The organism is Spiroplasma endosymbiont of Dromius quadrimaculatus (assembly GCF_964031155.1).
Taxonomy (GTDB): Bacteria; Bacillota_I; Bacilli_A; order Mycoplasmatales; family Nriv7; genus Nriv7.
The window spans coordinates 17,020-32,731 of record NZ_OZ035010.1; the positions used below are offsets into that span (position 1 = coordinate 17,020).

Here is a 15,712-nt window from a genome sequence, read left to right on the forward strand (position 1 = left end):
AGAAAAAGTTGGGAGTAAGTGTAATGGCAAAAAAGCGATCTTCAAAAAAAACGGAAAATGATAAGAGTATTATTTCATTAGAAAATAATAAAGCACTTTTAACGACGATTAAAGAAAATTTAAAGTTACAAAAGAAGATGACTAAAGCTTGTTCCAAAAGAATTTTAAAAGGTGAAATTATTTCTACCTTAGGTTATAAACCGGATTTAAAGAAATTTATTATTGAATTACATAATGTGGAAAAGTCTTATGTAATGGGAGAAATTGAATATAAAGTTTTAAAAGGGATTGATTTAAAAATTAGTTGTGGTGAATTTGTTGTTATCTTAGGACCTAGTGGTAGTGGGAAAACAACATTATTAAATATTATTTCTGGTTTAGATAAAGCTTCAACTGGTGATGTTTTTGTTGATGGTCATAACTTAACATTGTTAAAAAATCGTCATTTAACTGATTTTCGTTGTAATTATGTTGGGTTTGTTTTTCAAAATTATAATTTATTAGATACTTTAAGTGCTAAAGAAAATGCTGAAGTTGGGGAAAACTTAGCTAAAAATAAAAAGCGGGTAATGACATTGGAAGAAATTTTTGCATCAATTGGTATGTCAGCAGAAATGGATAAAAAACCTTCGCAATTATCTGGTGGTCAACAACAAAGAGTTTCAATTGCACGAGCAATTGCTAAAAATCCTTCAATTTTGTTTTGTGATGAACCAACAGGGGCTTTGGATGAAGAAATGGGACGAAAAGTTTTAGAAATTTTGTTAGATATTAATAAAAAAGAAAAAACAACGATTGTTACTGTTACTCATAATCCTAATATTGCTCAGTTAGCAGATATTGTTATTCATGTGAGAAATGGTATTATTGATGAATTAAAAGTTAATAAAGACCCTAAAAAACCTAAAGATATAAAATGAGCTTAATAAAATTGTATTAATAAAATACTTACTGATAAGGATATTATTATTCAAGGAGTGAAAAAAACAATGTTGCTTCTCTTTATTAACGGATTAAGATCAATTAATAAAAAATGAGTGCAGTTTTTTGGACTAATTGTATTGATATTTTTATCAGTAACTGTTTTTTCTGGTATTAATCAATCTAATCGTGAGTTGTTAAGAAGTTTTAGTGTTTTGCTAGATAAAGGTAATTCACACCATTTTTCTTTTTATCCGCTTAATCAAATGACTTTGAAAAATCGCGAAGCAACAATTAATAAATTTTCTGACGAATTTATCAAATATAAAAAAAATAATGTTAATAAGAATTTTGCTAGCAATGATGTAGCAATGATTTCATTTTTAATTACCGAATATTTTCAGAAAAAATTTTCTTATCGCTTAGGAGAGCGGAGCTTATATGCTAAAACTACTAATTATCGTAATAAAGATTTAAATTATACTTTAGTGTTAGCTGATTACTATCAGCATTTAATTGAAAATAATCGTAATCGCAAAGATATGAATAAAGTAATTATTATTGAGGGGCGAAAACCAATTGCTAGTAATGAAGTTATTATTTTTAAGCAGTTTGCTGTGGCAAATAATTTGAAAATTTATGATGGAAAAAATATTAATAATCCGCAATTTTATTTGCCAGGTGTTGGTGATGTTAATAATTTAGCAGTTACAGGATTACGAATTGTTGGATATGGGATGACGCCTGATTATGTCGTTCCGATTGGAATTATGAAAAGTACGATAACAATCCCTGAGTTTGCTACGCAAACATTTGTTTATATGCAACCATTTAAATTTCGACAATTAGCTATTAATAAGTCTTTAATTCAAGAGCATTATTATGGACAGTTTAATTCTGGTTATGAGTGGAATAATATTAGGAAGAATGAATATTTGCAGTTAGAAAAGCAATTTAATGAATTAATAGGGACAAAAATTAATTATAAAGCAATTGCTAGTTTAGAAACAAATGATACTGTAAAACCATTATTTATTCAGTCACGAACTAATGGTCTGATTTCAACAACATTTTTATTTTTAATTTTATTAATTGTTTTTGTAATTATTATTTTTCTTGTTAAAAAAGATATTAATGATGAAAAAATCCATATTGGATTGTTAAAAGCAATAGGATATCGTGATTGAAAAATTAGTTTTAGTTTTTTAGGCGTAATTAGTTTTTCAAGTATTGTGGGCTCGTTTTTAGGTTATGGAGCTAGTTTATTTGTGCAATATTTGTTATCAGTAGTGTATGTTAATCATATTCAGTTACCATTATCTTATATTACTTTTGATTGAGTAATTTTCTTAATTGTTGCGTTAGGACCGTTACTTTTTTTACTAATGATTACTTATATTTTTGCGAATGTATTTTTTAAAAAACCACCGTTAGTATTATTAACTCCTAATATTTCACCACAAATAAATGGTATTAAGTTGTTTTTTTTAAGATTAGGTTCATTTGCACCGTTTAAAGTTAAAGTTTCATTTTCATTAGTTATTAAATCATTTAGTCGGGTTGTTGTTGTTATTATTGCAATGATTTCAACAACAATTCTGTTAATGTTTGTTTTTGTAACTTCAACAGTTGTTAATGATTCAATTAATAAGTCTTTTTCGCCGATAAATTATCATTATAATTATTTTTATGATAGTAGTTTTTTACTGCAAAATGATAAAAAATCTTTTAAGTATCCTTTTGTTAAAGTAGAAGAAATTAACATTAAAAAAACAAAACTTGGTTTGTTTGACTTATTAATGTTATATGGTAATAATAAATTACAATTAGAAACAATTTTTAAGGATTATTATCTTCCTGCTTCGTTATTAGATTTAATATATAGTCAATTAAATGGGTTTATTAGTAAAATTGAAAATAGTCCTGTTAGTGAACACGAAGCAATATATAATAAATTGACAATGGCAATTAATAATTTATTTTCTTTTAAAGAAACTGTTAGCGTTCAACAAACACAAATGGTTATTGAAAACTGATTTATTTTACGGGAATTAGCGGATCTTTCAAAAACAACTAAAACTGATGCTGAGGGTAATGTTAGAAAAGTAATTACAACAAATATCGGTTTTGATTTTGTTCCTTATCAAGAAGCTAATGAGTTACCATATTTGTTGCTTCTTGGTGAAGCGATTAGTAATAATAATAATAAGGCATTAGGAAGTTTGATGGTTCATAGTGTTGATTTTGAACATCACAAAGCGTTTTTAAAATTAGAAGATGAGAATGAAAATAATTTGTATCCATTATTAGAACAAGAATTAGTCAATTGAAATGAAGCTAAAGATATTAATGAACCAATACCATTAGTAATTAATTCAGTAATGGCAACTTTGCGTGATTTAAAGATTAATGATTATTTTGTAATTGAGTTTAAATATAATGATACTATCCAAAAAGTAAATTTTAAAATTGTTGGGATTGCTGATTTTTATCAAAATTCTTATGTATATGCACCACTTGATGCGATGCGTTTTGTCTTTGGTTTGGATAATAATTCTTATAATGCTAAATATTCACAACAAGATAGTTTAGAAGTTCAAGATTGAATAACTTTAAGAACTGATGGTAATAATAATTTGCAAGGTTTAAAACCATTGTTAAATTCATTATTGGATATGAGTGCTGTTAAGCAAATTGCTTTGAAATATAATAATATCATTGCAATTATGATTGCAATTATAATATTTTTTGCAACGACAATTTCTGTGGTTATTTTAGTAATGATTACTAATATTGTTATTACTGAAAATAAGAAGATGATTATTGTTTTTCAAACTTTAGGTTATAAAATTCATGAAGTGTCAAATATTATTATGAGTGCCTATATTCCAACGATTATTATTGCATTTTTAGTTGGCGTGCCGATAAGTATTATTATTTTAAAAGAATTATTTATCTTTGTTGCGAAATTAACTGAATTTAGTTTACCGGTTAATTGACAGTGATGACATATTATAGTAGGGATTACTATTGAGTTAGTAGTATATTTGGTATCATATTTTGTTGGTGTTTTTAAACTTCATCAACAAAGTATTGTGCAAAAAATTAAGGAATTTCAAGAATAGAATTTTTTAATGTATAATTTAAACAATGCGAAAAAAGCAAGGTAACAATTAACATATTTAAAAGGAGTTTAATAGTGAAAAAAAGGAAATGACAAGGTTTTAATCTTGGAAAACTCAAAAACTATTATATTCTTAAAAACGCTTTTAAATCAGTTTTAAGAAATAAGATTCAAATGATAGGGTTAGTTCTTTTAATAGTTTTAACGGCAGTTATTTTTACTTTAATGTATACAACAACACAAAGAATTAATAATTCTTATGAGAATTTTATTACGGCATCTAATTTACATCATTTTGTTGTTGATTTAAGAAATAAAGATCGGATTCCGGGAAAAGAAGCTGATGAAACTGATGTTAATGTTCAAAAGGCATTAGTTGAGAAAACTGCTTATGTTCAATGAGCAATGGAAAAAGTCAGACTTGCTAATGAAACAAATAATAATTTTGTGTTTGCATATCGTGAAGGACGAATGGTTTCTCGTGTTATTGATAATAATGTAAGTTTGTTTAAAGTTATTGCTTATGATATTCAAGATACGATTGATAAATTAGTTATTACGGAAGGTCGCAATATTGAAACTGAGCAGGAAGTGGTGTTATCGCCTGAATTTGCTAATGAAAATAAATATCATGTTGGTGATATTATTTGTTTACAGTCAAAACAGTGTGATGTTAATAATCCTGATAATAATGCTTTAGAAATTGTTGGATTAGGAACTGCTGTTGATTATATGTTTCCCCAACTTGATTTAACAACGCCAATTCCTAATCAAGCGCGTGAGGGGATGGCATTTGTTCATCCGCACCAATTAGGACTTTTTAGTCCTAATAATACGCAATTAATTGAAAAAGGTATTAAATGACAATATAATAAAAGTGTTGAAAAAATTTCGTTAACTTCTGAAGTTGATCGTGAAGGATATTTTGTTGCTCAGTGAGGTGCTGGTAGTGAACAAAATATTTCCTTAATTCAAAAACAATTACAAGATTATTTTCTTAGTAATGATGGTAATAATGATTTTGTATTTGCGGTTAATGATGCCAATTATCCTGAATATGATTTTAGTGGTCGTGTTAATACGCTAAAAACAATTTTGGTTGCTTATCAAATTATGGCAATTGCTTTGTTATTAATGGTACTTATCATTGCGGGATTTGTGATTGCATTAGTAACAAAAAAACGCGTTCAAAATTCTCGTACGCAAATTGGTGTTTTAAAAAGTTTAGGTTATTCTTCGTTTAGTATTGCCCAAGGGTTTTTAGTATATCCATTAATTGCTGCTATTGTTGGGGGAATTATTGGATATTTAGTTGGTATTTTTTTACAAATTCCTATTATAAGTGTATTTAATTGATATTTTACGCTTCCATTAGGGAAATTTAGTTTTAATTGGCTATCATTATTATTTTCAATTGGTGGAACTTTTCTTTTATTAGGTTTAATAACAATTGTGGCCTCAATTTGATATATTAAAGGTAGTCCTTTGAAATTATTACATCCCGAAGAAAATATGGGGGCAACGATTTTAACAAGATGATTTAATTATTTAAATCGTGGCAAACGATTTACAACGCGGTTTCGTTGAGCAGTTTTTTCAAAATCAATTACGAAGATGTTAACAGTAATGATTACAATGGTTTCAGCAACATTGTTATTAACATTTTCCATTACAGGACCAAAAGCTTTACAAGATATGCGAACCGCAACTTATAAGGGAATTAATTATGAATCAATTACTGAATATGAAACTCCGATTTGAAATTCAATGCTTTCATCATATGGTGTTTATAATCCAGAAATTAAAAATAATCAACAAGGGATTGATGGTGATCTTTATTCTCCAAAATTAATGGTTGAAGAGGAAATCAAGCCGAATGTCAAACGCTATCGTCTGATGTTGTTAGAATTAATAAAGCTCGCAACTTTAAATTATCGTCTTTTTGATTTAAATTTTTACCTTAATTCAATTTTAACGAAGTTAGAACCAACAGCTACATTATCACCGTTTAAAGATATTACTTGCATGCTGGCCGTTGATGGTTGGAATGATAAAACAGAAGCCGAGCAGGCAAAGTATGCAATTACTGATTGTATCATTATTGGTACGACAAAAAAGTCGCCTTATTTTGTTCGTAGTAAGTTATCATCATTAGAATTAACTTTAAGAAAAATTGAAGTTAGTTTAGCAATTGATATTTTACAGTCGGGAGATTTAATTAATCCTACTGCAGAGTTTACTAATGGTAATCCGTTAACTTTACAAGAAAATAATGGCTTTATTGATGAAATGACTGTTGCTGCTACTAATGATGCTGATTATAAAAACCGCTATGATGTGGTGTTAAAAATTTATGAAGAAATTAAAAAGCGACTTAATAATGGTCAAAGTGCTAATCCAAGTAAAGATGATGAACAATGAAATCGGTATTTAAATAAGGTGATAATAAAACTGAAAGCAATTGCTAATGATTTAGAACTTACTAAAACCTTTAATATTCAATTTGGATTGACACCCTATAATCCTGATGAAGATGAGTTAGCAACTTATTTTAAACCTAATATTGAAACAATTTCTCGTGGTAATATTACTTATGAAAATAAAAAAATGTTAAAGCTTAAAGCTTATGGTATTGAACGAAGTAGTAAAATGAATCTTTTATTAGATAAAGATAATAATAATCTTTTAGAAGCAATGTATGAAAATCATTCGCCTAATGCAGAAATTATTCCTGTAGTTATTAATCAAACTATTGCTAAACATTTGCAAATTAATCAAGGTGACATTTTAGATATTAATCCTAATAAGCAATCATTATATTCTAAAACTGCTACGGCTGATAGTAAGATTGTTGACCTGAAAAATTGGAATCTAAAAGGATTAAGTACTGGTTTTCAACAAGTGACAAATAATGATATTGCAGGAGTTCAAGGATTGTATTTTTCAATGGGTGATGTTCCTTCATCAATGTATAAGAAAATTACTAGTGGTGATGTTTATATTAAAACTGAAGATAATCAAAATCAGAAAATGCGCGTTATTGGTATCCAAGAGGGTTATGGTGATCCTAAAATGTTTTTACCTAAATATGATGCTGATGTGATGTTAGGTTATATTGAAAAAGGTAAAAGTTGAGAGCTTTCAGAACATTATGAGAAAATTAAAGATATATTTCAAGAAGTTACTCACTTTGCTAATGATACAACGCCAGAATTTAAGCAAAGATTTCCTAATATGACTTATGATGAGGCTGTGCAGGCAATGTTTCCTTTGTTTAATGCTAAATTTTCATTAAATAAAAATATTACTGATATTACTGATAGTATTAGTGTGGCGCAAATGTATGGTGATTTTACGCAGTTAACATTAAATGGTATGGTAACTAAGGATGAGATTTCTGGTGATTTAGTTCAAAAGTATATTGGATTAGGACAAGGAGCAATTGCTTTTGCAATGCCGATTGCAACACATCAATCGGTATTTGATGAAATTAAAGGTATTGCTGATTCAATATTATGGGCTTTTATGGCGATTTCTTTATTAATATCATTTGTGACAATTTTAATTACTTCTAATATAATTATTACCGAAAATAGTCGGTTAATTGCAACAATGAAAGTTATTGGTTATAGTGATTATAAAATTAATTGATTAACATTAGGAATGTATTTACCCATTGTGTTTATTGCTTTTGTTATTGGTTTTCCTGTGGCGTGGGTAATTATGAATCAGTTAGTTAATTATTTAGCATTGAATTCAACGTGAGTTATGCCGTTTTACTTTAATTGAGGACTAATCTTTGCGGTTTTAGTCATTATTTTAGCAATTTATGCGATTACATTTGTTGTTGGTTGATTTATTTTAAAACGCGTCAATCCAATTGAAGCTTTAAAAATAAATGATTAATTTAGATATTTAAATTAATGGAACATAATTGTATAATAAAATAAAAAGGAGTTGGTTTAAGTGAGAAAAAATTTAATCGTTTTTTCTTTGTTAGGAACATCACTAATAACACCTAATTTAATTAATTATCAACAGAGTAATCGTGGAAATGTTAGACAAATGAAAGTATATCGGGATATGAAAAAGCATTATGTTAATACAAAGTTTTATGCTGAGCATACAGGATATGAATATATTCCAATATATAATTTTCATTATGTAAATAATTTTATTAAATCATATTCTGCTTTAAGAAATACGATGATTACGGTTATTGAAAAATATCAATATCAAGGTTATAGTAATTTTCTTTGAAGGCAATTTTCAAAATGGAAAAAAGAATCGCAGGTTCCAATATATGCTGAGGAATTAGCAAAACGATTTTATCATCATATTGCCCCAACATATTGAACCTTAATTTAGTTTAATTTGTACCTTATCATCGCTTAATGATAAGGTATTTTTTGTTATTAAAACACAAGTGGTTTTTTTGATGTGCATAGTGTTATTATTAGTAAGAACAATTACTAAATAGAAGGAGGATTAAAGTTATGCGAACAATTATTATTGGTGGTGGGGCATCCGCAATGACTTGTGCTAGTAAACTACGAAGAAATGATGCAACGATGGAAATTATTGTTTATCAAGCAAGTAGTTATGTTTCATTAGGCGCTTGTGGGATTCCATATTATATTGCTGAAGAATTTGATAATGTTAATGATTTATTAGCAAGAACGCCCGATTGATTTGAAAAACAAAATATTCAAATTTTTTTAAACTCGCAATTAACTGCGGTTGATTTTGATAAAAAAGTAGTTATGATTGGTAATCAAGTAACTTCTGAGATAATTACTAAACAATATGATAATTTAGTTATTGCTACGGGGGCGATGCCAATTGTTCCTAAATTTGAAAATGACCATTTAGGAAATATTTTTACAGCCGTTAGTAAAGAAGATGCTTACAATATTAGAAAACAAGTTAAAGATAAACAAAAAATTGCTATTATTGGTGGTGGTTTTATTGGTTTGGAACTGGTTGAAGCATTTAGTCATTTGCAGAAAGAAGTTATTCTTGTTGAGGCGTTAGAACGAGTTGGTGCTAAAGCTTTTGATGTTGAGATTACTACTATAATACAAGAATATTTATTGGCAAAAACTGTGCAAGTGCATTGTTCTAAAGAATTATTAGGTTTTCAAGGCGAAAATGATGTTCAAGCAATTGTATTAGCAAATAATGAAATTATTGCTGCTGATTTAGTAGTTTTAGCACTGGGATTTCGTCCGCATACGCAATTATTTAAGGATACGGGTTTAGAAATGCTGGATAATGGGGCAATTGTTATTGATCATCAAGGAAAGACTAATATTGCTAATGTTTATAGTGTTGGTGATTGTGCAACAATTACTAATTTAGTAACTAAAAAACAATCATATCTTCCTTTAGCAACAACAGCAGTTAAATTAGCTCGCGTTATTGCTAATGTTATTGCTAATGTTGATGATCGCTTAGAAGGAACTTTGGGAAGTGCGATTTTACAAATTGTTGATTTGCAAGTTGCTCGGACTGGATTAAGTGAATGAGAAGCAAAAGCAATGAATTTTAACTATCAAACAATTATCATTGATGATTATGATTTACCAAATTATATGTCAAAGCAAATGCCTTTAAAATTAAAATTGCTTTATGAAGTTGATTCCTTAAAATTATTAGGAGCACAAATTGTTGGTTATAATAAAGCAGTTTTAAGAATTAATGCTTTAGCGGTTGCGATTTGCAAGCAAATGACATTACCAGAAATTGCCAAGTTAGATTTGGTGTACGCACCACCTTTTGGACGCACTAGTGATATAATTCATATTGGTGCTAGTAAAATTAAGAAATAATTAAAGGAGAAGTTAATTTATGTCAAGAAAATTTTCAGAACAGGAAGTTGTGCGACGCGATAAGTTAGAGCAATTAGTAAAAGCAAACCATAATCCGTTTGCTATTTCTAAGGTAGAACGCACGCATACTACTGCTGAATTTAAAGAACAATATGATGTATATAGTAAAGAGCAATTGCAAGGAAAACCAGATGTGATTACGATTGCGGGAAGAATTAGGGCTTTAAGAACGGCTGGCAAAGCAATTTTTGCTAATGTTCAAGACCAAGATGGTCAAATTCAAGTTTATCTTCGTCTTGATGAAGTTTCTAAGGAGGAATTTCTTGCTTTTGAACAATTAGATTTAGGCGATATCATTAGTGTTACTGGTGGGGCAATGAAAACACAAGTTGGGGAATTGACTTTAAGACTGGTAGCGTTTCAATTGCTTAGTAAGGCATTAAAACCGTTGCCTAATAAACATGATGGTTTAAAGGATACCGAAGAACGATATCGTCGGCGATATGTTGATTTGATTGTTAATGAAGAAGTTAAAGCAGTATTTATTAAAAGAACGCAAATATTAAATTTAATTCGGCAATATTTACAAACAAGAGACTATTTAGAGGTGGAAACGCCAGTTTTACAACCAATATTAGGTGGGGCAACAGCGAAACCTTTTAAAACGCATCATAATACTTTGGATATGCCATTTTACTTGCGAGTTGCTCCTGAATTGTATTTAAAAAAACTTCTTGTTGGTGGTTTTGAGAAAGTATTTGAAATGGGCCGATTGTTTCGTAATGAAGGTATGTCAGCGAAACATAACCCTGAGTTTACTGCGATTGAAATTTATGTTGCTTATCAGGATATGAATTTTATGATGCAGTTAACCGAAGATTTGATTAGTTATTTAGTTAAGGCAATTTTGCCTAGTAGTGAAATAACTTACGATCATCAAAAAATTAATTTTCGGCAATGAAATAAAATGAGTATGGTGGAAGCAATTAAAAATGTTAGTGGGGTAGAATTTAATCGCGAAATGACATTAGTGCAAGCACGAAAGTTAGCTAAAGAGCATAACATAATTTTAGAAAAGCATCAGCATACGATTGGTCATATCATTAATGCATTTTTTGAACAATTAGTTGAAAAAACCTTAATTCAACCGTCATTTATTTATGGATATCCACTGGAAGTGTCGCCATTAGCGAAAAAGAGTTGTTCTGATGAACGGTTTACTGATCGTTTTGAACTATTTATTGGCGGTAGAGAGTATGCTAATGGTTATTCTGAATTAAATGATCCCATTGACCAATATAATCGTTTTGAACAGCAGTTAGCATTAAGAAATTTAGGTGATGAGGAAGCTAATGAAATGGATTTAGACTTTGTTGAAGCCTTAGAATATGGGATGCCACCAGCTGGTGGTTTAGGGATTGGTATTGACCGCTTAGTAATGTTATTAACGGAACAATCATCAATTAAAGATGTGTTATTATTTCCACATATGCGAATTAAAGAATAAGAGGGCGCTAAGAAGCGTTAAAAAAGAGTAAGGAATTAAATTCTTTACTCTTTTTTGTTAATTTGAAGATGTTTATAACCCACATTGCAGTTGAGCACTGCAATTATCGCAGGTATTGCATCCTCCCGCTTCAACGATGTTGCCTTCATTGCAGCAGAAAGCACAGAGGTCGCCGATATTAGTTCCACGGATGCGGTCTTGTTTAATACCACGGTATTGGTTTGTAGGAAAGGCGTTGCTAGGGGTTGTGGGATTAGGACTAGTGACAATGGGTGTTTCTAATGGTGACAGACCGAGTTGTTCTTGGAAGTTCGGAGGGCATAAATTATTCGGTGGGTGATGTTTTATTTAAATAAATATTTATCTATTAAAATAAAACTAACTAAGAAAAAGACAAACTTATCTTTTTTAACCATTTTTATCATAACACAAAATTACAAAATTGCAAACGAAAAATAATAATCCCAAAAATTATTTAATAAATATTTATTGAATTTTTTTAAATTTTAAATAAATGCTTGTGCTTGTCGAGAAATATTATTATTTATTAAAAATTGGTAATTATCATTATTTTTAAAATAATAACTATGTTCTTTTTGCAGTTTTTTATTTAACTTATTAAGATAAAACTCAATTAAATTAACCCCGTTTTCTTTCGCCATTTTCATTGCAATCATATTTTTGAAAACTTTTTCACTATATGATTTAGAGCCATATCCTTTTAATCATTTTACATTATGCGAAATTTGTGATTCAGTGCATGACCCTTTATATCAATCTTCTTTATAAACCTTAATTCCATCTTTTCTTTTATTAATATAATTAATAAATTTTTTTATATCTTCTTTTTTATCTTTCAAAAATGGATGTTCTTTAATGTTCTTAATTTTTATTAAATTTTTTAAATATTTTATCGCTTCATCAGGGTCGCCACTTTTAAATAATTTATTCATATCTCAATAAATTTGTTTTCTTATTTTTTCGTTATCAGTTAAATTTTTAGTAAGTTTTCTTCTTCGATAAGGAACTATTGTTTTTAATTCTTTCATTAGGTGAAATTCATCTAAAATATAAATTGCACCAATTTCATTAGCGAATTTTTGAATTCATGTTGCCCCATCTCCTGCAAGAGTTAATTTACAATTTTCAATATTATAATTTTTATGTAAAAAATGTAAAAATTCTTTTTTATATTTTTTAATAAGATAATATTTATTTTTTACTGATTTCATTACGATAAAAATCTTTTTATCTCTTAAAACATTTTTATTTTTAGTGCTTTTTATTTCATCATATCCAGTGTGGAAATACGCTACTCTAAACATGTTTTTTTCTATTTTTTTATATTTTGTTAAATTACTAAAAGAATCATCAACACCAGCATATAAATATGGTGTTTGAACATTGATTTTTTCTGTCTTTGTTTTTAATTGTTCTTTAAATAATTTAGCAAAATCAACTTCTTTATTAATATTTGTAATTGACATCTTAGATATCTTTAACTTCGGAAACATATCCTTAATATCTCTTTGTCTTTTAGCACTATCCATTTCTTTTCAAATTGATATTTTAACACTTAAAATAATTGTTTGATTATTTTTTAATCCAATTGATTTATTTAATAAAGTTGTTGTTCTAAATTTATTTTTTTCATCATCATAATAACGGAATCTAGAAACTTTAATTATAATATTACCAAAAGGAGTTTTCATAGTTTTATCTTTTTTTCCTCATAAAATAAAACCATTTTTACCATTACAATTTTGTTCTCTTAATTCTTGATCAAGGTTTTCATATTTCTCTTTTAATTTTTGTTTTTCTATGAAATTAACATCAATATTTACTTCTTCAACAAAGTTTATATCTTTTATCAAACTATTTAAAAACATATATTTTTCTCCTATAAATCATCATTGCATGATAGTAAAATTTTATACTGCTTCAAATAATTTGTCAGCAGTCATAGTCATATTTTTATTGAGAGAAAGAGAGAAATTAATTAACCTTCTTATTCTATTTTCTTTTTGTTTATTATTAGTTATTTGTTAAATAAATTCATTGCTTGTCTTCATTTAGGCATAGTTTCCCTTAGGAATTGGTTTAATTAATCACTTGCGACTACTCTTCTGCCCCATGTAGTACTAATTTAATTAGTTGATTAACCTTATCAGATATCCTCCCACTTCGTTTATTTTTTAGTGTTCCAGCTTGACCACTTTGTGAAATCTTACTATTTATAAAAAATAATTATTCCTTTTCAGAATAATTATTGGTTTCTTGTCTTTTGATTAATTCTATTTCAAGGTTTTTGATTTTTTGTAAAAGTAAATTTATCATTGTTTTATTTTGAATAGATTTGTAATTTGTATTTTCATACTCTCTTAATTGCATTTTTAAATTATTAATATTTATTGTAATTTTTTCTGTTGTTAAATTAGCAAATTCATTAATGTAATTTTCTTTTATTTCTTTTTTGTTATTTTTAATATCATAAAAATATTCTTGATTGAAATTGATATATTCAATTTCTTTTAATTTAAATGTGTTTGTTTTTTCTACTAACTTTAAATCTTTTCATAGTTTTAAAGTTATTTTCATTGGATTATAGCGTGCTATTTTAACAATTCCTTGACCTTGTTTTAAATTTGCTAATTCACTAGTTAACATTAGGGGGTGACTTTTTAAATTTTTTGAAACACTAATATTGCTTTTATTTTCATTAATACTAATTTGTTCGATTGTTTTTGTTCCAAATAATTCACTATAATATTTTATTGTTTCTAAATCGTTGGTATGTAAGAAAATATGCATCCCACAGTTATTTAAAATAATTTTTGCTATTGTATCACCATAATTTAATTTTAATTGGTTAATATCTTGTAAAATAAATTGAAAAAATATGTTTCTGCTGCGCGAAATACTAACTCATTTTTCAATGTTATTTATTTTTGTTAAATTAGCAAATTCATCTAAAATAAAATATACTCGTTTTTCTAGTTTTTGTTCGATTGTTTCACTTGCTTTATTTGTTAAAAATTGATAAATTTGACTAATTAATATTGCTATTAATTTATAGTAATTATCATTTTCGTCACTAAATATGATGTATAAAACTGTTGGATATTCGATAAAATCATTGTAATTAATATCATTTTGGGATGTTAAATTACGAATAAAATCATTGTTAAATATTTCTAAACTTTTTGCAACAGTCATTAAAATAGCATCTAGTGTCCGATTTTCTTTACTATCAACCAAAACTTGGCTTGCGGTTATTTTGGCAATGCTGGTATTTTTTCGATTATTAAGTCATTTAACTAGATCTTTTTTAAAACTAGCGATTGCTGCCACTGACGCCATATTAAATTTGTTGAAAAATAATTCTTTTTTTAAAATTTCTTCTATTTCTGTTATTAAATTATTTTTGCTTATTTTATCTTCATAATCTTCTAATAATGCCAAAATAATTCCTTGAATAATCATACTTGCTGAATTATTTCAAAATTCATCTTCAATATTTTTGTCAATTAACATACGACTAAGTGATCTAATTTTATCTTGATATTTTATTTTTCATCTCGTTTTTTCTTTTTCGTTATTTGTCATTATCATTTTAATAAAGTCGTCATAAATTAGTTTTAGTGGATTTCAAGTATTTCCTTTTTCTAAATTACGAAAATCAATAACTTTTATTTTATAACTATTTTCTGCTAAAAACCCACTAGTTAAATTATATAATTCTCCCTTGGGATCGGTTATGATCATAGTTGGTTTAGCAGTTGATTTTCCATTTAAATAAATTGTTGGTAATACTATGCCTTGTGTTTTTCCGCTTGCTGTTGAACCAACAATAACACTATGAATATTGTTTTTTAAATTAAACAATAAATCTTTTTTGTTTTTATTACAATTAAAAACAAAGCCTGTATTTTTATAATTATCTTTGATATTAACTCTATCACTAATATCATCAATTTCTTTTATACTTAATCATTTACTATCACCAAAATCTATTTTATCAGTTGTTTTAATTGCAGTTTCTTTACTCTTCACTTTACTAAATAAAACAAAATAAAAAAACCAGCAATAAAACGCTAAACTTAATCCAACTGTTATTAATAATCCGTATTTATTTTTAATTACATAATTTCATCAGGATAATATTTTAAATTGCTTAATTTCATTGATAAATATTGTAATTTCTTTTCAATTAATAAAAATTGAATAACCTATTCCAAATAATGTTAAACAAAAAATAAAAATAATTGGAACAAAACATAGACCAATTAATAAACTTGTTTTTTTCTTTTTTATTTTATTTCACATATT

Annotated in this window: 8 protein-coding genes; 6 read left to right on the forward strand and 2 right to left on the reverse strand. The window is 27.3% G+C overall.

Annotated elements, in window-relative coordinates:
• Positions 1–23 precede the first annotated feature (23 nt).
• The 6 genes from AAHM88_RS00070 to lysS all read left to right on the forward strand — a co-directional run bounded on the left by AAHM88_RS00070 (position 24) and on the right by lysS (position 11,383).
• Positions 24–926 (forward strand): ABC transporter ATP-binding protein, encoded by a 903-nt coding sequence (locus tag AAHM88_RS00070; RefSeq protein ID WP_342262805.1) that lies wholly within the window; start codon positions 24–26, stop codon positions 924–926.
• Between the two features lie 63 nt (positions 927–989).
• On the forward strand, positions 990–4,046 hold the full coding sequence (locus AAHM88_RS00075) for an ABC transporter permease (RefSeq protein ID WP_342262806.1): 3,057 nt from the start codon (positions 990–992) through the stop codon (positions 4,044–4,046).
• Between the two features lie 74 nt (positions 4,047–4,120).
• Entirely contained in the window at positions 4,121–7,951 is a 3,831-nt protein-coding gene (locus AAHM88_RS00080; protein WP_342262807.1) for an ABC transporter permease, read from the forward strand.
• Positions 7,952–8,011: 60 nt separating this feature from the next.
• A complete protein-coding gene (locus AAHM88_RS00085; protein WP_342262808.1) occupies positions 8,012–8,413 on the forward strand; it encodes a hypothetical protein in 402 nt (133 codons plus the stop codon).
• 128 nt (positions 8,414–8,541) lie between these two features.
• Positions 8,542–9,876, forward strand: coding sequence for a CoA-disulfide reductase (locus AAHM88_RS00090; protein WP_342262809.1), 1,335 nt, complete (start codon positions 8,542–8,544; stop codon positions 9,874–9,876).
• A gap of 19 nt (positions 9,877–9,895) precedes the next feature.
• Positions 9,896–11,383, forward strand: a complete 1,488-nt coding sequence (gene lysS / locus AAHM88_RS00095; protein WP_342262810.1) for a lysine--tRNA ligase — start codon at positions 9,896–9,898, stop codon at positions 11,381–11,383.
• A gap of 506 nt (positions 11,384–11,889) precedes the next feature.
• Here the strand turns inward: lysS and AAHM88_RS00100 are convergent.
• Both AAHM88_RS00100 and AAHM88_RS00105 read right to left on the reverse strand, forming a co-directional pair.
• Complete coding sequence (locus AAHM88_RS00100; RefSeq protein ID WP_342262811.1) at positions 11,890–13,272, reverse strand: Mbov_0401 family ICE element transposase-like protein; 1,383 nt, start codon at positions 13,270–13,272, stop codon at positions 11,890–11,892.
• Between the two features lie 358 nt (positions 13,273–13,630).
• On the reverse strand, positions 13,631–15,709 hold the full coding sequence (locus AAHM88_RS00105) for a VirD4-like conjugal transfer protein, CD1115 family (protein ID WP_342262812.1): 2,079 nt from the start codon (positions 15,707–15,709) through the stop codon (positions 13,631–13,633).
• Positions 15,710–15,712 lie beyond the last annotated feature (3 nt).